We start from the raw sequence: 25,022 nt of genomic DNA, 5'->3' as shown, positions 1-25,022 counted from the left end.
AATATGGAAGCAAACGAATCATTTAACAAGGGCGAAAAAATACTGGTTGCCATTAGTAAGAAAAAAGTTAAGCAAAATTTGATACCAAATCCGATAATAAAACTTAATTACATGCGCTCAACTGGAATTTCTGAAAAGGAATAAAGGCTATATAAATGATGACTAAAACTACTGCTGACGCTGAAACCAGAAAAGTAGTTTTTGCTCCAAACTCAAACCAAAGAAGACCAGCCAAAGAACTGGCCAGCAGGGTACAAATGCTTTGAAATCCTGAATACGTGCCTATTGCCGTAGCCGTGTCCTGTTTACTGGTAATATTGCTGATCCATGCTTTGGATATACCTTCCGTTGATGCGGCATATACACCATAGAGGAAGAACAATCCAAAGAACAGGTATTTGGCTTGTAGAAACACCATACCAAAATAGACTATTGAAAAAAGCAGTAGCCCACCCAAGAATATCCGTTTCAAGCCAATTTTGTCTGCCAGTATCCCAATGGGCAATGCGAATACCGCGTAAACAAGGTTGTAAAATATATAGACGGTGATCACCTGGCTATCACTTAACCCCGCCTGTTTTGCTTTTAGAAGTAGGAATACATCAGAACTATTAAAAAGGGTAAAAGCCAACAAACCGATAACCAGTTTTTTATATACTAAAGGACTGCTTTTCCAGTAATGCAGGAAAGAAAAGAAAGTAATTTTTTTTGTGCCGGAAATGTTTTTTTTGTTTTTATCCTTTAACAGCATGGCGAATACAACTGCCAATACGCCGGGTGCAAAAGCGATTAAAAACAAAGTCTTATAATTACCGGGATGAAACTGTAGGTATAATAATGCCACCAATGGGCCAATAACTGCGCCTAATGTATCCATTGAACGGTGGAAGCCAAACACCTTGCCTTTTGTAGTAGGTGTAGCTTCATCAGAAAGTACCGCATCCCTCGCGCCTGTACGCAATCCCTTACCGAACCTGTCTATAGTTCGTGCAAAGAACACCCATGCTGGAAAAATAAAAAATGCCATTAATGGCTTTGATAGTGCGCTCAGTGCATATCCCCATTGTACAAAGGGCATCCGCCTTCCTGTGTGGTCGGATAATTTGCCGAAATACCCTTTGCTTAATCCGGCGGTGGCTTCCGCAAGACCTTCCAGTATGCCGATCAGAACAATAGAAAAGCCAATGCTTTTTAAGTATAATGGCATCACAGGATACAACATTTCACTGGCGGTATCCGTAAAAAGGCTTACCAGGGATAGAATCCAGACGGTGCGGGTGATAGATTTCATGCTGAAATTTTATTAGTGCTAGCTTTCGTTTGAATTGCCTGGTTTAAACGATTATAAAGTTTTGAAATGACCCAACCTATAAATATGCCCAAAATTGCTGCCACAAGAACGTCCGAAGGATAATGTACGCCAAGATACACGCGGCTATATGTTACCAATGCTGCAATCGGAAAGAGCAGATAAGGAAGCCATAATATCCGTTTTGCAGTGGCCATTGACAAATAGGTTACCAAAGCAAAAAAATTGCAGGCATGAGAAGAAACGAAACCATATGTCCCACCCTGGTATGAATTTACAAAATGCAATAACGGTTCCAATCCGGGTTGATGGCTGGGGCGCAGTCGCTCTGTTAGTGGTTTAATAACCCCGGAAGCAAGTTGGTCGCTCATTATTATCAGTAGGATAATAGGGAATATTAAACTCCAGCTCTGCTTTTTGTAATAGCTTATCAAAACAAAAAGCAAAAAAACGTAGAGGGGTATCCAGCTTGTTTCGCCGCTTGCAAACCACATTACCCGATCCCAAAATAAATTATGATGACCGTTTACCAATAATAAGACCGCCGTGTCACATTCCTTAAATTGTTCCAACATTCGTTTGCTGTTTAGTGCGTTTTTTAAGTAAGAAAAAATGAACAGCCAGTGCATTTAATGCCCCGATTAGCATGGCAGCTATTACATCACTTGGAAAATGCACACCCAGGACTATGCGCGAATAAGCTACGGCAACAGCCCAAATCCATACAAGGACTAAGGACCACCTCTGTCCACCAAATAGTAATACCATACAGGTTGCTATGAGAAAAGCGTCAGAAGTGTGGCCAGAAGGAAAGGAAGGACTGCCACCGCCAGTCAGCTTTTCAATGGTGCTGTCCAATTCAAAGGGCCTCTGCCTGTTGATTGTATATTTTAATAGGGTAATGACAAGGGTGTTAAAGGCCAAAGATGCCAGCATCTGCAAAGCTTTCTTTTTGAGTAAAGGCTTGCTTTTAAATAGAGCATATAGCAACAGCAACAGCGGTATCATTAGGGCTACCAGGTAAGCAGAATCTGTAATGCCGATAAAAACAAGGTCTAATGATTTTATCCTGTTATGATTTATACTATTTAAGATATGCAGGTCGTATTCGGGTAATGACATGAATGTGGAAATATTTAAGTGCTTTTGCTTTACAAAATAAGCTGGTGTTTCTGGAGAAATTTTGAATAGTACAGTTTTCGTTATTATCTAAGCAAAAAATCATCATAGGTGTTTGATAGACCCATTTCTTTTATTTTGGCAATTACCGGTTGGGTGTCATAGGGAACAAATTGAAATTGTACCTGCACAGAAGCCGGATCGCTGATGTCTGTATGGTGATCTATATTTACCAGGCAATAGCAAGCGTGAGTATTGTCCTGCTTCGGTTTGCCGACAGAGCCGGCATTGATCGCATGACGGTATATCTTCCTGTTTTCATCCTCCAGGAAAATGGTTTTGTGGTAAGGTATGTGTGTATGACCCATTAGCAAGATATCCGCATTTATATAGGCCATCATATCCAGAAGGTTCTCCTCTGCGATATCTTCCTGTATGTATTCATTATTTGATGAAGTGCTTCCATGTACCATTGCCAACCGTATGTGATGAAAAGGAAATTGAAACTCCAGTTGCAGCATGAAGGGAAGTCCCGACAGAAAACTGCGGTGCTCTTCAGTTATAGCTGTATTTACTTTCTTAATGGAAGCGTACCCAAAATTTTTTTGTGCCTCATTGCTGTAAGAGAAAGAAAAATTGTTTTTCCTATAGCCAATTCCTTCGTCATGGTTGCCTTGGATACAGGTTATCCTTTTTTCTCGCACAAGGTTGATTACCTCATTATCCCAACCGGCAAAATTGACGAGGTCGCCGAGGCAATAAATATCGTCAGGTTGATGGCGTTCCATATCCATTAGCACAGCGGTTAAGGCTGGAAGATTAGCGTGTATGTCGCTGATAAAAGCAAGTTTCATCTGGTTATTTTTGAAGTTTAGGGTTTGTTATTATGCTCAATGTTTAAAAAATCGCTTGACGGAGCATTTCAACAGCTATTTATTATTCCAGTTTTTAAATGTTTCTCCATCGGCAAACGTTGCTGCCACTCCTAATTCTTCTTCGATCAATAAAAGCCGGTTGTACTTGGCGATACGCTCACTCCGGCAACCGCTGCCAGTCTTCAAATGACCTGCGTTACTTGCAACAGCGAGATCGGCCAAAAAGGTGTCTTCTGTTTCCCCGCTTCGGTGCGAAAGGAACTGGTGATAGCCATGCTTATTTGCGAGTCGGATGGTATCCAGTGTTTCGGTGACAGTGCCTATCTGATTGAGCTTTATCAAAATCGAATTGGCCACTCGTTCGTCAATTCCTTTTTGAAGAATAGCGGGGTTTGTACAGAAAATATCATCGCCGACGAGCTCGATGTTTTTACCCATTGCCTGGGTAAGCTGCTTCCAGCCCTGCCAGTCGTCTTCTCCCATACCATCTTCCAGCAGCACAATCGGATATTTAGTGACCCAGCTTTGCCACAGGCTAATTAATTCGGACGACTCCATGCGTTGTTGCGTGCTTTTGTAGAAAAGATACTTGCTGCCATCCCACATCTCGCTGGCCGCAGGGTCTAAGCAAATAGAAATGTCTTTCCCCGGATCATAGCCTGCCTTAACAATAGATTCCAGTATCAGCTCTACAGCTTCTTCATTTGTACTTAGGTTAGGGGCAAAGCCACCTTCATCGCCCACGCCGGTATAGTAACCTTTTGCCTTTAATATGCCCTTCAGCGCATGAAACGTTTCCTCACCCATGCGAATGGCTTCCCGGAATGACGATGCGTTATGTGGCGCAATCATAAACTCCTGAAAGTCGAGGTTATTGTCTGCGTGCCTTCCACCATTAATTACGTTCATACAAGGTACCGGCATGATATAATCTCTGCGTTCGTATAACTGGCGGTAGAGCGGAACCTTGCGTGAATGTGACATCGCCCGTGAAAAAGCCATTGAAACCGGCAACAACGCGTTAGCACCTAGCTTTGATTTGAAGGGTGTACCATCTAGTTCAATTAATAGCTTATCGAAGGCTTCCTGCGATTCCACATCCCGACCAGTTAAGGCATTGCTTATCTCATCGTTTATATTGCTAACCGCCTTCAATACCCCTTTACCATTGTAACGATGCTGATCGCCATCACGAAGCTCTACAGCTTCTTTCTCGCCGGTACTTGCGCCGGATGGGCACATGGCTGTACCAAAGCTTCCGTCTTCCAGCACCACGTCGGCGGATACGGTTGGGTTACCTCTTGAATCAAGCACTTCGCGGGCTTTGACTTGTTTTATTTTCATAGTATTCAACAATTGATAGTGGATGATAAAAACATTTGGTTGTGTGGCACCTTGAGATCGTTCCGGCTAAGCATCTAAGTAGTTTTATCGTCTTGCGACTCGGACTGCCATCGTTCCAGCTCCCGGAAAAGCACTAACTTATTTTTAAGAAGAGTTTGATGATTACGAAAAAAATCTTCCAGCTTTTCAAGTGTATCTACAAGTTCAACGCACAAAGTCAGCTTATAGCTTCCGGTTTCAACACCCCATGTCTGGATAGCGCTCCCGTTACAATAGCCTGCCTGTGTCGTCAGGATATTCGCAGCCCTTATCCCGGATAATTTAGCCTGCTTAATAAGGTATCTGGATAGGTTTATGGGGAATAGCTTATACCAAAAAGAGGTTGCCGGAAGCATATCGTTGGCTTTTATGAAAATGCGCAGCGAACCGAGCTTATCCGTGCTAATTTTTATATTCATGATTGTTAAGTTGAGTGATGGTTTGTCCTTCCTGAAATTTGTAATCTGGTTGCTTACCTACAGCAATCCGTTGCGATGTATAGATCCCTGTATGACCGCTGAAGTAGTAGGCAGTAAAACAGGACACCGCATAGTAGAGTATGTATTCCCCACCAAATAATTCAACCCCCATTAATGTACAAGCAAGCGGCGTATTGGTAGCACCTGCAAAAACAGCAATAAACCCCAGACCAGCTAACAGATCTATGGGAACACCTAATAAGACCGCCAATGTGTTGCCTAATGCTGCACCGATGAAAAACAAAGGTGTTACTTCACCACCCTTAAAGCCCATACCTAACGTGATGGAAGTAAAAAGCAATTTCCAGAACCAGCTGAATGAAGTAGCGCCACCTATATTAAAAGCATTAACGATAGAATTGCCACCTGGATTAGAGGAATTGACACCAAGGCCAAGATAATCACTGGTGCCAACTGCATAAGTAAGGGCAATAACAGTACACCCGCCAATTACCGGTATAAGCCATTTTTGCTTTATCCACTTATTGCTCTGATGCTTGATCCCGTGCGTCAGTGTGGCAAAAAAGTTGCTGGCCAATCCGAAAGCAATACCTGCAATAATCACCTTCAACAGGAGCAACAAATCGAAGTGGAGAAAGGAGAGGATGCTTGGTGGAATTTCCCTTAGAAGAATGTGATAATGGGTATGATGAATACCCCAGGTTCCAACTACAATATCGGCAAACAGACTTGCCATCAGACAGGGTAAAAGTGCATCGTATTTTATCCTGCCAATAGCCAGGACTTCCAGGGCAAATATGGCACCGGTAATAGGCGTCCCAAACACGGCACCGAAGCCAGCAGCAATACCGGCCATGAGCATGATTCTAATATCAGCAGGTGACAACTTTAGTAATTTACCCGCACCAGCTGCGATGCTGCCACCAACCTGTACCGCAGTCCCTTCTCGCCCCGCAGATCCACCGAACAGATGCGTAATGACGGTTGAAAGAATAACTAAAGGTGCCATTCGCCACGGAACTCCGCCGCCTGGTTCATGAATCTCATCCATGATAAGGTTATTTCCCCCTTCCGAGTTCTTGCCCCAAAGCTTATAAAGAAAGTGAATAGCAATACCTGCAACAGGTAATAACCACAATAACCAGTCATGATGCCAGCGAAAAAGTGTTGCTTTATCCAATAGCCACAGGAATAATGCAACAAGTGATCCTACGATAAGTGCAAGAGGCATCACAAGCAACGTCCACTTTAATAAGTGGCGGGTAATATGAAATTGTTCTGAAAATTTGAATTGTTTGTTCATAAGCCTACAAATAATTTACATACCCGCATTATGCAGAGTAATTTAATTTGTAGGCGCCATCAGCCTTGTTACGGGCGGTTAGGTAGGTAGGACACCATTACCTTTATTGGTTCAAAGGTAGAACAAATTTACATATTATACTAACCCAGTTTAACGATGAACAATTCTAGTTAAAACATCTGAACTAATTAAACCCCCTTGCGCAATGCGTCCGCAAATTCTACGGGTAGAATACTTTTCTCAATTGCTTGTGCAGCCTTTTCTACATCGTATTCAAATCGTATAAAGCTTACCTGAATACTATCCTTTTCCGCAACAGAACTGCTGTCACTAATGGTAAGCAGAACATAACACCCTCGTGGATCGCCATCTTTGGGCTTCCCAACCGACCCGATGTTTATGACGTGCTTGTAATGTCCGTTTCCAGTTGTAAGTATCCGGTGATAAGGCTTATGGGAATGTCCTACAAACAACAGATCTGCGTTTGCTTCGTCCATCATTTCCAACAAATAATTTTCATCCATATCGACCAATACGTATTCATCGATGCTGCGGGTGCTGCCATGAGCGAATACAAGACTCAAAGGAGAATCATTCAGCTTATATTCCAACCTGATATGTGCTGGAAGTGTTTTCAAATAAGCTCTTCCTTCTCCATCGATCAAATGGTAGGCATATTTCTTACCTGGTTCTTTTAGGCTATCTGCGGTGGTCTTTAGCTTTTCAACTTTCTCATCGTGATTGCCTTTCAGGGTAGCGATACCTCGTTTGCGGATCTCAGCTATAACTTCATTTGGCCAAACATTATACCCAACAAGATCGCCAAGACAATAAACAGCATCGGGCTTACGGCTGTCCATGTCCTGAAGCATTGCTTCAAAAGCAGGTAGGTTGGCGTGGATGTCTGAAAAAAGTGCAATAGTCATATACTATCCTTTACGTAACATTTCAGCGTATTCATTTGGCAACGGGCTATCCTCAACAGCTTTCGCAGCCTTTTCAATATCATACTCAAATCGGACAAACTCAACCTGAACACTGTCTTTGTTATCCAATGAACTGTCTTCGTGAATCGTTAGAATTACATAGCCACCTCTTGGATCTTTATCCTTGGGCTTCCCCACCGACCCGATATTGATTGCATGTCTGAAATGATTATTACCTTCCGTTCCCGAGCTCAGCACGCGGTGATAAGGTTGATGGGTATGACCGAAGCACATGATATCAGCATTTGCCCCTTCCATAATGCGAAGCATACTTTTCTCGTCACGGTCTTCAAACAGGTATTCATTTACTTTTCTTGGACTACCATGTACTAACAACACGTTGAATTTTTCTTCGTTCAACTGATATTCCAGCCTGATATGCGCTGGTAAGGTGCGCAGGTAATTGCGGTGCTCGTCTTTCACAACTTCGTTAGTATATGAGATTGAGATTTTACCCATAGCCTTCTCTTCATCTGTCTTATAAGCGCAACCACAATCGTCGCTTGACCTACCTATGCCCCAGTCATAATTTCCTGCAATAGTTGGAATGCCGCGTTTGCGGATTTCATCAATTACTTCGTTAGGCCAGATATTATAACCTACAAGATCGCCGAGGCAATAAACGGCATCTGTGTTCCGCGTTTCAACATCTTTAAAAAAGGCTTCCAGTGCCGGAAGATTGGCATGAATGTCTGAAAAGAGTGCGATTTTCATTTCGTATGTTTTAAATGTTCTATAATGTCATTAACGGTACTTCGTGCTGAGCGGCTTACGCCAATCAGCGTAGCAGATGCAAACCCAGTTTTATTGCCATATCCAACGAGATATAGTCCAGGCAGGGCATTGCATTTTGTTTCTGTTGTTTCAATCTGTTGATCCTTCATAATACCCAAAGATTTCAGATGATCCAATGCAGGGTTGAAACCAGTACACCAGATAATAGCATCAAAATCCTGTGTAGTGCCGTCTTCCCAAATGACTCCCGTAGGTGTCATTGATTGAAAAGTTTTCCGGTAGTGCAGCACGTCTCGTTCCCTTGCATCGACAACCGAGGGCACCATTACAATGTTCCCAAGACTGTATTGTTTTGCATCAAAGTCTTTGCCTGATTGAAGGGCATGATATTTCGCTGAAGCAATATCGAAAAGTACTCGGCCATCTACTTCGTCAGGCAGGTATTCAGGTTCTTTCTGAACAGCCCAGACTGTAGTTGCTACTTTAGAAACTTCCGCAAGGATTTGCGCACCTGAATTGCCATTACCAACGATCAGCACTCTCTTCCCAATGAGATCGTTGGCATTTTTATAATGGGCTGAATGTAGTTGAGTTCCCTGGTAGCCTTCCTTCCCTGGTACATCTGGTATGATCGGATGATTCCAGTTACCGGTTGCTGATATAAGGGCTTTGCAACGGTAAGTTCCCGCAGACGTATTTAATTCAAATTCCAGCCCATTATGATAGACTGCATTCACTTCCACAGGTCTGCGCACTTGAATCTTGTAACGTTCTTCATATGCCGCCAGGTAGCTGATCACTTCGTTTTTAGTCGGAAACTTTGATTGCGATTTGGGCATCATCCATCCCGGCAATGAACTGTACTCGGACGGCGAGAAGAGGGTTAGTGAATCCCATGCTTGCTGCCAAGCTCCGCCAGCATATAATTGATCGTCAAGAATGATGTAGCTAAGATCAGTCCTGCGCAGAAAGTAGGCACAGGCTAATGCACTTTGCCCACCACCAATAATAATCACATCAAATGCTTCCATTGTCATGCCTCCATTGGGTTAATTTATGCCACACAGCTAAAGGGCTGGTGTTGATTTGTAATATTTTTTCCGAAGCCAGAATGCAAGATTTACCAATGCAATCAGTGCCGGCACTTCTACTAGTGGCCCGATAACCCCTACAAAGGCTTGCCCGCTATTAATACCAAAGACACCGATCGCTACAGCTATTGCGAGTTCAAAATTGTTACCGGCGGCGGTGAATGCGATAGAAGCGCTTTGAGAATAATCTGCTCCCATTTTCTTGCCAGCAAAAAAACTTACCAGGAACATGATGGCAAAATAGATAACCAGCGGAATAGCGATACGTACAACGTCCATCGGAATTTGCACGATTAGTTCACCCTTTAAGCTGAACATAACAATGATGGTAAATAGTAGTGCAATCAGCGTAATCGGTGATACAAATGGTATGAATTTATTCTGAAACCACTCTTCCCCTTTTAAGCGTATCAAAGCGTAGCGACTAATAAAACCTGCCGCAAAGGGAAGCCCTAAGTAAATACCTACACTCTTGGCTATTTCAGCGATTGTAATGTTCACTTCTAAACCTTTAATGCCAAATAGCGGGGGCAATACTGTGATGAAAACATAAGCATATACGCTGTATAGCAATACCTGGAAAATACTATTGAGTGCAATCAGGCCAGCGGCATATTCACGGTTACCCTCCGCCAACTCATTCCAAACCACCACCATTGCAATGCAGCGGGCAAGTCCGATCAGGATCAAACCAATCATGTATTCGGGATAGCCGTTCAGGAAGGTGATTGCCAATACGAACATTAAGATTGGACCTATCACCCAATTAAGAACGAGCGAGGTGCCAAGCACTTTCGTATTTTTAAACACTTCCCCCATCTTTTCATAACGAACTTTCGCAAGTGGTGGATACATCATCAAAATCAATCCAATTGCTAAAGGGATATTAGTAGTCCCACTGGAAAAGGAATTGATAAAAGTAGATGAGCTGGGTATGAAATATCCTATACTTACACCAATCGCCATAGCGAGGAATATCCACAGGGTAAGGTAGCGATCAAGGAAGCTTAGTTTCTTCCGTTCATGTGCGGGCGCACAGTTATTAGCTGACATTATTCAATTTTAATTTAAGTGGTCGGTTACAAATTTTTGAGCATACTCCTTTACTAATTGACGAACGGATCTGAAGGCATCCATTATTTCTTCTTCTGTACCCGTTGCTTTTCCAGGGTCAGGGAAATTTTCATGAAACTTTTGCGCCTTGGTTGGGAAGAATGGACAACGCTCTTTAGCATTGTCACAAACCGTAATTACAAAGTCGAAGTCCATCCCATAGTACTCTGTAATATTATTTGAGGAATGGCCAGAGATATCAATACCATCTTCGGCCATTATTTCAATTGCTTTAGGGTTTACGCCATGCGTTTCCACACCGGCGCTATAAACTTCGGCTCTATCTCCCGCGAAGTGCCTGATATATCCTTCTGCGATTTGGCTGCGACAACTATTGCCGGTGCAGAGTACTAATACTTTTTTCATGTGCTATATATCGTTACTTCTTCGTTCTAGTAATAAGGTGTCCCGCCAGATACCATCCATTTGGCCGATCTTCTCGCGGTAGCCTACGAGTCGGAAGCCCTCTTTTTCATGAATACGGATACTCGCCTTGTTTTCAGGAAAGATACCTGCCTGTAAAGTCCAGATACCATTGGCTTCACTTTCCGTGATAAGCTGTCGTAGCAATCGGGTACCTATTTGCATTCCGGCATAGGCAGTAGCAACGTACACGCTTACTTCTGCTACACCTGCATATACACATCTGGATGAAACGGGGGACAACGCACACCAGCCTGTGATGTTATTTCGCTCATCGTTTGATATGATCCTACTAAAACCCATATGCCCTTTATCCCATTCTTCCCACGAAGGTGCTTCCTTCTGAAAAGTGGCATTCCCGGTAGCTATACCTTGCAGATAGATATCTTTTACCTTTTCCCAATCATCGGGTGTCATTTTTCGGAAGTGCATAGACGTTATCATTTAGCAGCAACCGCCACCGGGCGTACAGGAGGAAGATTGAGCTGGTGCAGCCAGATCAACCATTTGCAACTTCGCTTTATCCGGAATACCACAGGCGTCCTGGGCGAGGCAAGCCGTTTGCTTTTCTGTAAGTAAAAAATCATTACCATCGAATTCGAGTCCAAACTTGCCAATTGTATTTTGTTGATACTCTACTTCGATTGACAGGTCTTCATCACCAAGAATTTTGTGCGACAAATTGATGATGTGTAGAAACTTTTGAGGGGCAAGTTTATGATCGTAATCTCCAGCTTCCCATAATTGGAAGTTGGCTACTGTCTCTTTGCGTTCAGTACCACCACAGTCAATGAAATGCTTTGTAACCAATCCAACTTCAGTTACGTGGAAATGTGAGGGCAGGTAGGTACCATTAGGCATTTTGAAATTGATGGATGATACTTCATTAAGATTGCGCTTGAGTTCTGAGATTTTCATAATATCTGTTTTAAGTTTGTTTAAATATTGTTTGTCTTATTGCAATTTGACGATTGATATTGGGAAATTTTTTTAGCAGCAGGTTGTTGGGTTGTAGGATGCAAAGAAAGCAGCCATATTGTTCTTCATTATTTTCCAAGCGGTAGGCTCAATGCAATAGCATACAGTCACACCTTCAATAGTGCCTTGGATAATACCAGCGTTTTTTAATTCCTTTAGATGTTGAGAAATCGTCGCTTGTGCTAGACCCAGCTCATCTACTAGTTGACCGCAGATACAGGCATTTGCTTTAATGATCTGCTGCAAAATAGCAATGCGTGCAGGATGGGCAAGTGCTTTAAGCATTGTCGCCAACCGGTTTTGCTCTTCTGTGAAAATTTCTGTTTTAGTAAGTCCCATAATACAATTGCAATATTACGATTGATATTCTAGCCAGACAAATTTATTTTTACTATTAAATTGGTGAAAATGCTAGTACCCGAGCGGAAAGTCGAACCTGCGAAACCCTTTACCAGACTGTATTTGGCTCCAATTTGCATCAAATATACAAATTCAATAAAATGACGAAAGCCGCTCCCAGAGCGGCTTTCATGTTTCGTGGAAGCCGGGCGGGGAATTGTCGAACTTTTTTGTGAATAACCTATTGCAAATCAATGACTTTGTAAAATCACATAATTTCATTTCAGTGTAATTAGAACAGTGCTGAATTGTAAAGGGGAGGGCGCAATTGGCCTTCCCCTCATGCTGAAATCACATTTTTAGTCTTAACCTCTAACATATAAAACTGGTGTAGCATTTCTTATTTTTTTGCTAATTGATTTATATCAAAAACTTTTTTCATTAATAATGTTTAAAACTTCATTCGTTGTATTCTTGCTGCGTTTAAAATAGCCAACAATGCGACGCCCACATCTGCGAAAACAGCTTCCCACATGGTAGCTAAACCGCCTGCACCTAATACCAATACAATTGCTTTTACAGCAAATGCCAATACAATATTCTGAATAACAATCCTCCTGGTGGCTTTGCCTATTTTCATGGCTGTGGCAATTTTAGAGGGCTGGTCGGTTTGTATGACTACATTGGCTGTTTCTATTGCTGCATCGCTGCCCATTGCGCCCATAGCAATGCCTACATGGCTTAATGCCAATACGGGTGCATCGTTGATGCCATCACCTACAAAGGCAATGATTTTTGTTTTGTCCTGTTTTAATTCTTCAACCTTCTGCACTTTATTTTCGGGCAATAAATCACCGTAGGCAGTATCTATGCCAATGAGCTTTGCAACTTTTTGAGTAATTGAATTTTTATCGCCACTGAGCATTACAATTTGTGTAATGCCGTTCAGGTGCATTTGCTTAATGGCGTCCTGTGCATCTTCCTTTATTTCATCGGCTATCAGTACATAACCTGCATACTGGTTGTTAATGGCTACAACAACAATTGTTTCTACAATTTCATCAATCGCTGCATCGTAAGCAATACCATATTTTTTCAGCAATTTGGTATTACCTGCCAATACTTCCTTATCATTTACTTTGCCTTTTAAGCCATGCCCTGAAATTTCTTCTATATCTGTTGCTGTGTATGAGTTGGTTTCATTCTTTTCATAGTCTGCAATAGCTTTTGCAATGGGATGGGTGGATTTACTTTCCAATGCCGCTAATGTTTTGATGAAATCTGTTTTATCTATGCCATTTGTAACAATTTCCTGCACCTTAAAAACACCTGCTGTAAGTGTTCCTGTTTTGTCCATTACCACTGTGTTTATTTTGGTCATCAGCTCTAAATAGTTAGAGCCTTTAAATAAAATGCCGTTTTTTGAAGCAGCACCTATACCGCCAAAATAGCCCAATGGAATAGAGATAACCAATGCACAGGGGCAACTGATAACTAAGAAAATCAAAGCCCTGTACAGCCATTCAGTAAATACATAATTGTTTACAATAAAATAAGGAATTACTACCAATGCTACTGCTAAAAAGAAAACTATGGGTGTATAGACTTTGGCAAATTTTCTTATCAGTAATTCTGTTTTTGCTTTTCGTGCAGTAGCGTTTTGCACCATTTCCAAAATCCGTGCAAGGGAACTATCAGCAAATTTTTTGGTTACTTTCAATTCTATTACTTTATCAAGATTTAGCATACCTGCTAAAACCTGTTCGCCTTTGTAGATGGACTTTGGCTTGCTTTCTCCTGTGAGTGCTGCTGTATTAAAACTACTACCATCACTCAATATTTCACCATCCAACGGCACTTTCTCCCCGGCTTTAATTTGTATGGTTTCGTTTATTTCAACTTCTTCGGGCTTTATTTCTTCGTATTTGTTATTTCTTAAAACACTGGCTGAAGATGGACGAACATCCAACAATGCTTTGATATTGTTTTTTGCTTTGTTGACTGCTGCACTTTGAAACAATTCACCAATGGCATAGAATAACATTACCGCCACACCTTCGGGATATTCACCAATAGCAAAAGCACCGACAGTAGCTAACACCATTAATGTAAACTCGGTAAAAAACTCTTTTTTAAGAATGGCTTCCCAACCTTCTTTAATTACAGGCAAACCCACAGGCAGATATGCGACAGCATACCATGCAAGGCGTACATAACCCTTAAAGAAATCGGGTTTAAAATAGTTATCTAACGCAATGCCAATAAGCAACATTGTAAAACTTATGATTGCAGGCTGGTACTGTTTCCATTTATTATCCTCTCTTTTTACTAAAGGCTTTTGTTCCTTGCCTCCGTTGTTTTGCCCGTTATGCAATAATTGTTTTGCATCTGCTTTTGCATAGATTTTTTCTTCCTCCGAACAGCAAAGTTGCTTGCCTTGAGCATTGTAGGTATGAATATGATTGGGGTCTGTATTTAGCATGATATATAATTTAGTTAGTGTTTTATTTACTTAATTACACCTGTTTACGGCAGTTCCTGTTTAATTTCTGCGGCTGCGATTTAAAATGCTTTGGATAATTTTTTGAACGGTATCATTTTTATTTTTTAATGAAGCATCCAACTCAACTTTTATTACACCGCTTGTTGAAACCCCAACACCTAAAACGCCCGGAATATCGTCTAATTTATCTTCAGTAGGAATATTAATGGCAGCAGCACTGTAAGCATCACTTACACCACTTATTGCTGATGGAAAATGAATATTTATAGCAGTAATGGTTGTGCCGTTTTTTGCAAGTAATAGTTCTAAATTGTCAAGTGAAACTATTTGAGCATCGAAGGTCATATTAATTTGTGCATCACTATTTTCATTATGTTCAATAATCATCAAGTCATCAATGCCCGGCAGCGTTTTTAACTCCAGCTCCAGCTTTTTGTTCCACTCATTATTTAAGTCAGAATTTCTGACATTTAAAAAAAGATATGTGTTTAGCATGTTGCGATTTTTTAAATATTTATAATAATATTACTATTCTTCTTCTTCGCCACCTGCTGCTTTTGATAAAACATAAAATGCACCTTTGGTTACAATCTTTGCGTCCTTTGGTATTTCTTCCAACGGTGTAATTTCTGTATATCCCAATTCTGTTACACCTGTGGTTACTTCTACTTTTTTAAACCGGATATGCTTTTCAGCTTTCGTCTCCATAACTTTTTCTGTTTTCTCCTTTTCTTCTTTTTCTGAAGCCTTGCCAGTTAGTTCCTTTTCTTCTTCAGCACTTACTACAAAAATATACTGCTTGCCTTCGGCACTTACCACCGCATCAACAGGAATCGCCTGCACTGTTTGATTGCCTACATTAATCAATGCAGATACATACATACCTGGCAATAACCTGATGCCACCTGTGCTATTGATTTTGGCATGTACTACGACAGATTTATTTTCATTTTCAAAAGATTGATTAATACCATAGATAGTGCCGGTAATTTGTTTATTATTTTGATTGGTAAGAATGAACTCCACTTCTTGTCCAATTTTTACTTTAAACAAGTCCTTTTCAAATACCTGCAAATCGCAATGAACCTGTGCGTTATCTACAATATCCATTAAAGAGGTTTGCATATCAATGTAGCTACCTGTTTTAATTGGTATATGCCCGATGACACCACTAATGGGTGCAGTTATTGGAATTTGATTTACAAAATTTCCATTCCCCACCGATGCAGGACTGATATTTAATTGTCGCAATTGTTTTTCTATACCTTTCATTCTTGCTTTATCTGTTTCATATTTTGATGCAGCTTGTTGAAATACTTTGCCCGTGCCTGCACTTTCGGTGTTGAGTTCTTTTTGGCGTTGATACTCCTGCTCGGAATAAACAATTTCCTTTTTCAGCATGAGGTAATCCTGCTGTAATTTCACAATGTCTGTGTTTTCTAATATTGCCACTGTTTGCCCCTGACGAACATAATTGCCCTCCAACACCATTATCTTTTTAATAATACCCGATACTAAAGAGTTTACATCCGCTTTGTTTTGTGGGGGAACTTCTAACTGACCGCTGGACTTTACTACACTGTTCAGGTTTTTCATTTCTATTGAACCTAACTCAATGCCTACGGCTTTCATTTGCTCCTCCGAAACTTCTATGGCTTCTGAGTGTTTTTCTTCAACCTTTGGTGTTTCTTTTGCTTCTGTTTTATTACCCGATTTGCAGGATGTAAAACCGATTGCCGTTGCAAAAAATGCAAATGCTATGATTGATTTTATATTTATTGACTTCATTTTATTTATTGCCTTTTAAATAGTTTAATAATATGATGGACTGATTGAACTGGTTTACTGCATCTGCATACTGCAACCTTGTATTGATGGCTGTTTGCAGGTTTTGAATATATTCCATATAACCAATTTCGCCTTTCGTATATGCTGTATTTGAAATCCTGAAAATATCATCTGCTTGTTTTAATCCTGTGGCTTCGTAATACTGTAAGCCTTCTTTTGCTTTTAGGTATTCATTGTATTGGATAGCATAATTGCTTTGCAGGTATTGAAATGTTTGCTGCTTCTCTGTTTCAACAAGTGTGTTATTTATTTGCGCTGCTCTTATTTTGGCTTTTTGTGAACCAAAGAATAATGGCACGCCTATGCCTATCTGGAAACCTGCTATTCGTGTGCCATTGAAATAATCCCGGTTGATTGATGCAGGGTTAAAGCCTTTGATAAGCATTTGATGGAAATAGCCCACATTCAAATCAGGTAGTAGCTTGCTTTTTTCCAATTTTACCTGAGCTGCATTTACATTCAATTTCTGATTGTAATATTGTATTACAGGATTTGATTGTACTGCACTTGTATCAGCAATTAGAACATCAGGTAACTTTTCCAACTCATTTTCTTTAGGAATAAGCTGTTCAGTAGTATTTAACCATTTCTGTAAAACAAGTTGGTGACTGCCAACTGTAGTGTTTGCCTGTTTTAATTGCAATTGATTTTCCCTGTACTTGCTTTCAGCCTGCATCTTTTCTAATTGATTTGTTTCCCCTGTGTTGTAACGTAGTGTAGCCCTTTTTAGAAAATTGCTGTATATGCTATCTTGCTGCTGAAAAAGTTTTACTTTTTGTAAGCCGTAGACAAGACTGTAGTATGCTTCAGTTACTTCTTTTACAATATCATTTTGTGATAACAGTTTTGATTTTTCTGCCAATAATGTTTCCTGTTTCAGTAATTTATTTTGATTGGTATATACAGTAGGAAATGAAAAATTTTGAATGATGCCAATGCTGTTATCAATGTTACCACCACTGGTAGGGTCTTGTGTAAATTGCAGGTTTGTTTTATCAGGATTAAAACCTGTTTTTTGCAGTGCTTGTGATTGCTGAATATTCAGGTCGGCAACTTTCATTTGCAGGTTGTTTTTTAAAGCTATGTCAATACATTCCTGTAATGTTTTCTGATTGCCTTGTGCATACGACTTTTCTGCAAACAAACTGATGAATGTAAACAGCAACAATACAATTGCGGCATTGCCGGGAAGTTTTGTTTTCTTCATTTTATTTCTACTGAAATTTATTTTTGTATTGAATAAAATATAAAGTGCTGGAAGTACCAGTAAGGTTAGGAATGTAGCTGTAATTAAGCCGCCAATTACCACAGTGGCTAAGGGCTTTTGCACTTCGCCACCCGCACCCGTGGAAAGTGCCATTGGTAAAAAGCCCAATGATGCAACTGCTGCAGTCATTATAACTGGCCTTAATCTTACTGCAGTTCCTTTTCTTACCCTTTCGTATATATCAGTAATGCCTTCGTCTTTTAACTGATTAAAATAACCAATCAATACAATGCCATTTAAAACGGCTACACCAAACAGTGCAATGAAACCTACACCTGCCGAAATACTGAATGGCATACCCCTCAACCACAAAGCGATGATACCACCAATGGCGGATAATGGTACTGCACTAAAAATGAGCAGTGATTGCTTGACACTATTGAAAGTAAAATACAGCAATACTAAAATGAGTAACAAGGCTACCGGTACTGCAATACCCAATCTTGCTTTTGCTTCTTTCAGGTTTTGAAACTGACCACCATAAGTATAATAATAACCTGCCGGTAGTTTTAGATTGGCATCTAATATCTGCTGTATTTCGTCCACCGTACTTTCTACGTCCCTTCCTCGAACATTAAAACCGACAAAGGTTCTACGTTGCCCATCTTCATGGCTTATTTGTGCCGGTGCAGTTTTAAATGATATATCAGCTACCTGGCTAATTGGTATCTTATTTCCTGATGGCAGCGGTATGTATAGGTTTTCAATATTGCTGAAATCCTGTCGTAAATCTTTTTGCAACCGTACCACCATATCAAAACGTTTATCGCCTTCAAACACAACACCTGCTACATTGCCTGCAAAGGCAGTTTTTAATACCATGTTTACGTCACTTATTGTTAATCCGTATTGAGCAATTTTATCACGGTTGTATGCTACCTGTATTTGTGGTAAGCCGCTTACTTTTTCTACAAAAGGCTCGCTTACACCTTTTACATCTTTGATAAGCCCTGCTATTTTATTTGCCTGTGCACTGAGTATGTCCAAATCTGTACCATAAAGTTTTATTGCCACATCCTGTTTGATGCCTGTAATTAATTCGTTAAACCGCATCTGCATAGGTTGGGTAATTTCAAAATTCACACCCGGTAAAATGCTTAATGCTTTTTCCATTTTTTCCATCATTTCTTCTCTGGTATGTGCCGATACCCAGTCTTCTTTTGGCTTCATGGCAAGCATCATATCGGCTCGTTCTATAGGCATTGGGTCTGTTGGGATTTCAGAACTGCCAATTCTTGTTACAGCTTGTTTTATTTCGGGGAACTTATCTTTTAATATTTTTTCTGCTTTACTGAATGTTTCTACCACCTGGGTTAATGATGTGCCTTGTGCCATGCTTATTTCAACCGTAAGGTCGCCTTCTTCTAATGTTGGTATAAACTCACCGCCTAAACTATTGAACAGGATTAAGCTGCCTGCAAATAATACTACCATTGCAAGTACAATTGTTTTCTTCCAACGTAGCACCCAATTAAGCAAGGGCGTATAAAGTTTTTGGCAAAAAGCAATTATCCTATCAGAGATATTCTTTTTATGTGCCGTTTTTTTACTAAGAAATAAAGCACTCATCATCGGTACATACGTTAATGAAAGTATGAATGCTCCTAAAATTGCAAAAGCAACTGTTTGAGCCATTGGCTTAAACATTTTTCCTTCAATTCCCACTAATGCAAAAAGCGGCAGGTAAACAATTAATATGATAATTTCACCAAATGCAGCACTGCTTCTTATTTTTGAGGCAGCTTCAAATACCTCATCATCCATTTGTGATTGTGAAAGTTTTTGCAAACCGACACGGTGATCGTTGCTCATGTAAATCCTATGAACAATTGCTTCAACAATAATTACTGCACCATCTACAATTAGCCCAAAATCAATTGCTCCCAAACTCATGAGGTTACCGCTTACACCAAACAAATTCATCAGTATAATGGCAAAGAGCATTGCTAAAGGAATTACAGATGCTACAATAAGTCCTGCCCTCCAATTTCCTAACAGTAATACCAATATGAATATTACAATCAAGCCGCCTTCAATCAAATTCTTTTCTACGGTACCCATTGCCCTGTTTACTAATTCTGTCCGGTCAATAAATGGCTCTATAACTACACCTTCAGGTAATGATTTTTGTATTTGTGCCATGCGTTGTTTTACATTGGCAATTATCTGCGCAAAATTTTCACCTTTCAGCATCAATGTAATTCCTGCCACAACTTCGCCTTCACCATTTCTTGTAACAGCACCATATCTTGTAGCGCTGCCAAACTGAACAGTTGCCACATCCCGGACTAGTACAGGAATGCCTTTTACGTTTTTCACAACTATTTTTTCAATATCACTCAATGACTTTACCAATCCTAAACCACGAATGAAATACGCATTGCTTCGTTGCTCTATGTAACTGCCCCCTGTGTTTTCGTTGTTGCTCTCTAACGCTTTGTAAATTTCAGGTATGGTGATATTCATTGCATTGAGCTTATCATTATCCAAAGCAATTTCATATTGCTTTACATAACCACCCCAACCGCTTACTTCTGCCAAACCCTCTGTACCTGCTAATTGCCTTCGTACAATCCAATCCTGCATGGTTCTTAAATCGGTTGCAGTATATTTATTTTCATACCCTTTTTTCGGATGAATGATATATTGGTATATTTCACCCAAACCTGTTGTTATAGGTCCTAATGTGGGTTCTCCTAATCCCCGTGGAATTTGTGCTTCCGCTTCTTTGAGGCGTTCACTTATTTGCTGCCTTGCCCAATAAACATCAGCATCGTCTTTAAAAACAATGGTGATTACAGATATGCCGCTACGGCTCATACTCCGCTTCTCAATAACATTAGGAATATTTGCCATTGTTAATTCAATCGGAGTAGTTATAAACTGCTCTACTTCCTGGGCACCCAATGTAGGGGCTTGTGTAATTATCTGTACCTGGTTGTTGGTAATGTCGGGTACAGCATCAATGGGCAACCGCATAGCGGATATTACACCCCAAATAATGAGTGCCAATGTGAATGCACCCACTACGAGCTTGTTCTTTATGGAGAACTGAATTATTTTTTGAAACATTGGCTTTGTCTATTTGATGATCTGCCTGTAGTAATGAACTATTCTTGCTGCAATTGCTGCTAAAAGAATGGCACAACACAAGGCTATAACAATGAACTTAATTATTCTTATTCCCAAAGGCTCTTTAGCCTTTGGGAATATTTTCTTTCCTGCCATAATGGAGTTGGAAAAATTGAATTAACAATGCAATACATGCCTATTCAAAGGCTATGCAGCATATTCAAAAAAGTAAATAATTAAACTATCTTAGGCGGTTGCCAAATAGAAAGAGATACCTCTAAACAAAAAGAAGCATTGTAAACAGGGTATTTCAAGGATTGAAATACTGTTATTGGTACATTAAAATGAGATAATGGCTGATAAAAAGCCGATGCCGGACAATGGGAGCAAGTGCAAAAAGGTGTACAGACTTCGTTACCAGTTTGGTGGTGACGTTTCTGATTAGTTGCTGAAATCTTTTGTTCTGTGATTACATTACCTTCTTGACCTTCATTGCACGGAATGCATGAAAGCACCAAAAGGTAAATACTCATTATGAGGGTAAAAAATTTCATTGCAACAAATATAAGCAAATTTTTCCTGCTCTTTAGCTTGTAGCAATTGTAGCAAACAATAAAAAACTGATTATCAATACAAAAGGATGCTACAATGGACAAAATACTGGTTGCCATTTGTTGCTACTTGTAGCAAAATCAGATAAGATTTGACACAAAACCTTTCAATTGGGGATATTTATTTACTCATCGTTTCTATTTTCTTATTTAATTGCTCTCGTTCAATAAGCAATTCATTCTTTTCTTCTGCACAGACTACAATCTTCTTCAACAGGTCTTTGTTTTCACCACTAAGCTCAAGCAGCTTATTATACAACGCTTCTTTTTCTTCAAGCAGTTTGTAATACTTGTATTCAAATTCCCCGATCTCAATTGTATGTTCATCGTGGACTGATCCTTTATCCAGGTTGTAACTTTTGTAAGGCTCTGTATCATAGTTAAACTTCGCAGCAATTTTATCAAGCAGCTTATTACTCACTTTCACGGTTGAATTAGGGGCTTCAATTTTCCCAACCGTTCCCTGGGAAACGCCAAGTTTTGCTGCGAACTCCCGTTGGGACAGTTTAGTATGTTTTTCCCTGAAATTTTTTAGGTCGAATGCTTCCATAACTTGATGCCTTTTTGATTACTAACGATTGCTAATTATTCCTTTTTGATTACCTTTGATTATCAATGATTACACAAATGTATCAAATTTTACACAAAAAGTCAATAAAAAGGAATAAAAAGCAATCAAAAAATGGAAGCTACAATTAGTAAATACCGCTTTAACATCAGGATGTGGTTGGTACAACTACCTATTGATAAAAGAACTCTCTTATTAGATAAGGTAATAAAGCAGTCCGGCCAGAGCAAAGACACCATCAGGCGCATTATCTACATGAAAGCAGCATGTACCAGTTATGTCCGGCCTGAAACCAAAGACGCATTTTGCAAAGTATTTGGAAAATCCATTACCGAACTGGAAAACATAACAATCATCACCCTATGAAACCCATAAATAGAACTGATATGATAGCCTACCTGGAATTTTGCAACCTGCAAAACAAATATAAAGAAATATACACCGATCTGGAATTAAGGTACCTGGAATGCGGGTGCTTCAAATGCAGGCTGAAATTAATATCCTTTGGATTAGAATTAAGCAGCCTTAACGCCCTGGTCAACCACCTGGAGGAAAAACTGGCTCCGGGAATAGAGGATATTCTGCAAACACTAAACATTAATTACAACATCGTTGATGGACAGACAAGCATATAACCTGTCAAGATAGAATGCTGGAACCCTAAAAACTATTCGTAACAGTGAACACAATATGAATGATAGCATATTTATAAGTACCGAACGTTACTTTAAGGAACGGATGGACGCATTGGGTATTACTGATGATATGCTTGAAATTGACCTCTATACAGACAGTTTTAGAAATACTCAATATCATAAACTACGTAATGTTACCAAACGGTACAGGATTTTTGAACCCAATGAAAAAGGTATAGGCATACTGCTGTATTCTATCCTGGGTGAAGTGCATTGGTTCAGGAGTATCGAGGGAAAGCAAAAGACCAGGGAATACAGGCAGACCCGGCTGCTTTATCCGAAGCAAAAGAACGATAACAGCATTCAGAAGTACGATATACCACGCGGACAAAGAACAGTGCCGTTCTTTCCGCCTTTGTTATTGACGAAGTACGCCGCTGCTGAAGACATCGAAATATTATACCTGACCGAAGGCCACTTCAAGGCTTTCAAGGCCATGATGCACGGTATTTATTGTGTCGGTGTACCTTCTATAACCTGCCTGAAAGACGGGGACGGATTAATGCACGAAGACATTTTGAAACTAATAAAGCAATGTAATGTTCAAAAGGTAGTCTGGCTACATGATGGGGACTGCAGGAATGTTACCGGCAAAGAGATAAAAGAAACCATTGACCTGGCTACCAGGCCACACACTTTTTTTAAGAGTGTAGAAGCCTTTCATGATTTGCTAAGTAAAGAAGGAATCAGGCTGTACTTCGCCCACATAAATTCAGACGAGCTGGAGGGTAATCCTAAAGGGCTTGATGACCTTTTATGTACAGCGAAGGAAAAAGAGCTGGCAAAAATTGCTGATGAGTTTAATGATTTCAGAATGCAGAAAGCCGGATTTTACTCCGGTACTTACCTGAGCAGGATTGAAATCACACGAACAACCGCTGCGGTTTACAAATACTTCATGCTCCATGACGTTGATGAATTTTATCGGCACCACAGTGAAACCAGGCCGGAACTCAAGAATGTACCTTTTAAATTCTTTGGCAGTACCTATAAATATGATACGGAATCATCCAGGTGCAGTATTATCATTCCTAAAGGTGCCTTAAATTATTTCCGGGTTGGGGATACCTATTATCAATACGTTGAAATACCTGACCAATGGAATAATATTTTCAGGACGTTTGAACGCCGGGAAAAGAAAACTATACAAGAGGATAATGACAAGAATATTTTTAAGCATATCCCCAAATACACTTCCTTCTGCAATGTACCAAGCCACACAGACTACCGGCAGGTAATCCATAACTGCTATAACCTATATCACCCCTTTGAATGGGAGCCGAATGATGAAATAGATTGCTATCATACGCTGAATTTCATTAAGCACATTTTCGGAAATGAAATAGTGCTGTTGAATGAAAGTGATCCCGCAAGCGGGATAGAGCGATGGGAGTTGGGGTTGGATTACCTGCAATTATTGTATCAGAAACCGCAACAAATTCTCCCGATCCTATGCCTTGTAAGTGTGGAAAGACAAACAGGGAAAACCACTTTTGGTGACTGGCTTAAAGAATTTTACAAAGAGAACATGGCCATCGTAGGTAATGCAGATCTCAAAAATGATTTTAATGCGCACTGGTTGAGCAAGCTAATTGTAATGGTGGACGAAACAAAGGTGGATAAGGACATTGTTTTAGAAAGGCTTAAAGCATTATCTACCGCCAAAACTGCCATTTGGAACAGTAAGGGAAAGGATCAGAAGAGTATTAGTTTCTTTTCCAAGTTCATTCTCAACTCTAATAAAGTAGATGACTTTATCAGGATAGACAAAGAAGAGATCAGGTTTTGGGTCATTAAAGTCCCTCCCCTTTCGGATGAACACAGGGATGTGAACCTGCTTAAAAAAATGGTCGGTGAAATTCCCGGATTTGTTTGTTACCTGAGTGGCCGAAAAATGAAATCATTGGAAAAAGAACGCCATTGGTTTGAAACGAGGCTATTAGTTACTGATGCCTTAAAGAAAGTAGTTGCTTCCAGCAAAATGACATTGGAAAAGCAACTGGAAATTGCAATATCCGAACTGTTTGAAGTGAGCGGCGATGAAATTATTACAATGCCGCTGATGGAAGTTGCTTCACTTGTAAAACAGCACCATAATAAAAGCTATGTAAGCGAAATGCTAAGACGCATGGGTTATAAACCTTCTGAAAGTCCCTCTTCTAAACACTTTCCGCGAGTAATGGAAAAACGGCATAGTAGCGGCGAGATAATAATTGATAAAGAGTACATCCGCTTCAAAGGAAGGTATTACACGTTTACCAAAGGAACATTTATTATCGAAAGCCCAGAAGAAATAAACGATTAAGATTATTAATAGTCTAAGCAGCTTTCTGATAATGATAAAAATAAACACCACTATAACCA

Annotated in this window: 25 protein-coding genes and 1 riboswitch; of the genes, 3 read left to right on the top strand and 22 right to left on the bottom strand. The window is 40.1% G+C overall.

Annotated elements, in window-relative coordinates:
- Positions 1–103 precede the first annotated feature (103 nt).
- The 22 genes from DN068_RS16280 to DN068_RS16185 form a co-directional block, all read right to left on the bottom strand.
- Positions 104–1,291 carry an MFS transporter gene (locus DN068_RS16280; protein WP_111000001.1) on the bottom strand — a complete coding sequence of 396 codons (1,188 nt, stop codon included), beginning with the start codon at positions 1,289–1,291 and terminating at the stop codon, positions 104–106.
- Positions 1,288–1,884, bottom strand: coding sequence for a phosphatase PAP2 family protein (locus DN068_RS16275; protein ID WP_207798987.1), 597 nt, complete (start codon positions 1,882–1,884; stop codon positions 1,288–1,290). The genes DN068_RS16280 and DN068_RS16275 overlap by 4 nt, the downstream gene beginning before the upstream one ends.
- Positions 1,868–2,431, bottom strand: a complete 564-nt coding sequence (locus DN068_RS16270) for a phosphatase PAP2 family protein (RefSeq protein WP_111000000.1) — start codon at positions 2,429–2,431, stop codon at positions 1,868–1,870. The genes DN068_RS16275 and DN068_RS16270 overlap by 17 nt, the downstream gene beginning before the upstream one ends.
- A gap of 83 nt (positions 2,432–2,514) precedes the next feature.
- Entirely contained in the window at positions 2,515–3,282 is a 768-nt protein-coding gene (locus DN068_RS16265) for a metallophosphoesterase family protein (protein WP_110999999.1), read from the bottom strand.
- Positions 3,283–3,357: 75 nt separating this feature from the next.
- A complete protein-coding gene (eno, locus tag DN068_RS16260) occupies positions 3,358–4,647 on the bottom strand; it encodes a phosphopyruvate hydratase (protein ID WP_110999998.1) in 1,290 nt (429 codons plus the stop codon).
- 74 nt (positions 4,648–4,721) lie between these two features.
- A complete protein-coding gene (locus DN068_RS16255; protein WP_110999997.1) occupies positions 4,722–5,105 on the bottom strand; it encodes a DUF190 domain-containing protein in 384 nt (127 codons plus the stop codon).
- Positions 5,089–6,429, bottom strand: a complete 1,341-nt coding sequence (locus DN068_RS16250; RefSeq protein WP_110999996.1) for a voltage-gated chloride channel family protein — start codon at positions 6,427–6,429, stop codon at positions 5,089–5,091. The genes DN068_RS16255 and DN068_RS16250 overlap by 17 nt, the downstream gene beginning before the upstream one ends.
- A 43-nt stretch (positions 6,430–6,472) precedes the next feature.
- A riboswitch (Fluoride riboswitch) is annotated at positions 6,473–6,540 on the bottom strand.
- A 77-nt stretch (positions 6,541–6,617) separates the two neighbouring features.
- Positions 6,618–7,355, bottom strand: a complete 738-nt coding sequence (locus DN068_RS16245) for a metallophosphoesterase family protein (protein WP_110999995.1) — start codon at positions 7,353–7,355, stop codon at positions 6,618–6,620.
- Between the two features lie 3 nt (positions 7,356–7,358).
- Positions 7,359–8,129 carry a metallophosphoesterase family protein gene (locus DN068_RS16240; protein WP_110999994.1) on the bottom strand — a complete coding sequence of 257 codons (771 nt, stop codon included), beginning with the start codon at positions 8,127–8,129 and terminating at the stop codon, positions 7,359–7,361.
- Complete coding sequence (locus DN068_RS16235) at positions 8,126–9,187, bottom strand: ArsO family NAD(P)H-dependent flavin-containing monooxygenase (RefSeq protein WP_110999993.1); 1,062 nt, start codon at positions 9,185–9,187, stop codon at positions 8,126–8,128. Before DN068_RS16235 ends, DN068_RS16240 begins: the two co-directional genes overlap by 4 nt.
- Before the next feature lie 30 nt (positions 9,188–9,217).
- Complete coding sequence (gene arsB / locus DN068_RS16230; protein ID WP_110999992.1) at positions 9,218–10,294, bottom strand: ACR3 family arsenite efflux transporter; 1,077 nt, start codon at positions 10,292–10,294, stop codon at positions 9,218–9,220.
- Between the two features lie 9 nt (positions 10,295–10,303).
- Positions 10,304–10,720: an arsenate reductase ArsC gene (locus tag DN068_RS16225; RefSeq protein WP_110999991.1), complete on the bottom strand. Its 417-nt coding sequence runs from the start codon at positions 10,718–10,720 to the stop codon at positions 10,304–10,306.
- Between the two features lie 3 nt (positions 10,721–10,723).
- Positions 10,724–11,209 carry a GNAT family N-acetyltransferase gene (locus DN068_RS16220; RefSeq protein ID WP_111000281.1) on the bottom strand — a complete coding sequence of 162 codons (486 nt, stop codon included), beginning with the start codon at positions 11,207–11,209 and terminating at the stop codon, positions 10,724–10,726.
- A gap of 12 nt (positions 11,210–11,221) precedes the next feature.
- Positions 11,222–11,695, bottom strand: coding sequence for a DUF6428 family protein (locus DN068_RS16215; protein WP_110999990.1), 474 nt, complete (start codon positions 11,693–11,695; stop codon positions 11,222–11,224).
- Positions 11,696–11,767: 72 nt separating this feature from the next.
- The gene (locus DN068_RS16210) at positions 11,768–12,094 is read right to left on the bottom strand and encodes an ArsR/SmtB family transcription factor (protein ID WP_110999989.1); all 327 of its coding nucleotides are present in this window, start codon (positions 12,092–12,094) and stop codon (positions 11,768–11,770) included.
- Between the two features lie 451 nt (positions 12,095–12,545).
- Positions 12,546–14,264, bottom strand: a complete 1,719-nt coding sequence (locus tag DN068_RS16205; RefSeq protein ID WP_449652560.1) for a heavy metal translocating P-type ATPase — start codon at positions 14,262–14,264, stop codon at positions 12,546–12,548.
- A gap of 372 nt (positions 14,265–14,636) precedes the next feature.
- Positions 14,637–15,092, bottom strand: a complete 456-nt coding sequence (locus DN068_RS16200; protein ID WP_110999987.1) for a hypothetical protein — start codon at positions 15,090–15,092, stop codon at positions 14,637–14,639.
- Positions 15,093–15,125: 33 nt separating this feature from the next.
- Positions 15,126–16,385 carry an efflux RND transporter periplasmic adaptor subunit gene (locus DN068_RS16195; RefSeq protein ID WP_110999986.1) on the bottom strand — a complete coding sequence of 420 codons (1,260 nt, stop codon included), beginning with the start codon at positions 16,383–16,385 and terminating at the stop codon, positions 15,126–15,128.
- Between the two features lies 1 nt (position 16,386).
- On the bottom strand, positions 16,387–20,784 hold the full coding sequence (locus tag DN068_RS16190) for a CusA/CzcA family heavy metal efflux RND transporter (protein WP_110999985.1): 4,398 nt from the start codon (positions 20,782–20,784) through the stop codon (positions 16,387–16,389).
- 9 nt (positions 20,785–20,793) lie between these two features.
- Positions 20,794–20,940, bottom strand: a complete 147-nt coding sequence (locus DN068_RS22310) for a hypothetical protein (RefSeq protein WP_207798985.1) — start codon at positions 20,938–20,940, stop codon at positions 20,794–20,796.
- An 80-nt stretch (positions 20,941–21,020) separates the two neighbouring features.
- On the bottom strand, positions 21,021–21,338 hold the full coding sequence (locus DN068_RS22530) for a DUF6660 family protein (RefSeq protein WP_394342336.1): 318 nt from the start codon (positions 21,336–21,338) through the stop codon (positions 21,021–21,023).
- A gap of 178 nt (positions 21,339–21,516) precedes the next feature.
- Entirely contained in the window at positions 21,517–21,945 is a 429-nt protein-coding gene (locus DN068_RS16185; RefSeq protein ID WP_110999984.1) for a helix-turn-helix domain-containing protein, read from the bottom strand.
- A gap of 132 nt (positions 21,946–22,077) precedes the next feature.
- On the opposite strand from DN068_RS16185, the gene DN068_RS16180 reads away from it, so the two are divergent.
- From DN068_RS16180 to DN068_RS16170, 3 genes are read left to right on the top strand one after another with little or no spacing between them, the layout of a single operon-like run.
- Positions 22,078–22,329: a hypothetical protein gene (locus DN068_RS16180; protein ID WP_123985384.1), complete on the top strand. Its 252-nt coding sequence runs from the start codon at positions 22,078–22,080 to the stop codon at positions 22,327–22,329.
- On the top strand, positions 22,326–22,598 hold the full coding sequence (locus tag DN068_RS16175; protein WP_110999982.1) for a hypothetical protein: 273 nt from the start codon (positions 22,326–22,328) through the stop codon (positions 22,596–22,598). The genes DN068_RS16180 and DN068_RS16175 overlap by 4 nt, the downstream gene beginning before the upstream one ends.
- A 55-nt stretch (positions 22,599–22,653) precedes the next feature.
- On the top strand, positions 22,654–24,963 hold the full coding sequence (locus tag DN068_RS16170; protein ID WP_123985383.1) for a primase-helicase family protein: 2,310 nt from the start codon (positions 22,654–22,656) through the stop codon (positions 24,961–24,963).
- The last annotated feature ends 59 nt before the right edge of the window (positions 24,964–25,022 follow it).

Origin of the sequence: Taibaiella soli, assembly GCF_003236175.1 — a bacterium.
Lineage (GTDB): Bacteria > Bacteroidota > Bacteroidia > Chitinophagales > Chitinophagaceae > QKTW01.
Note: the sequence above shows the minus strand (reverse complement) of the source record. Positions and strands in the feature narration are given on the sequence as shown.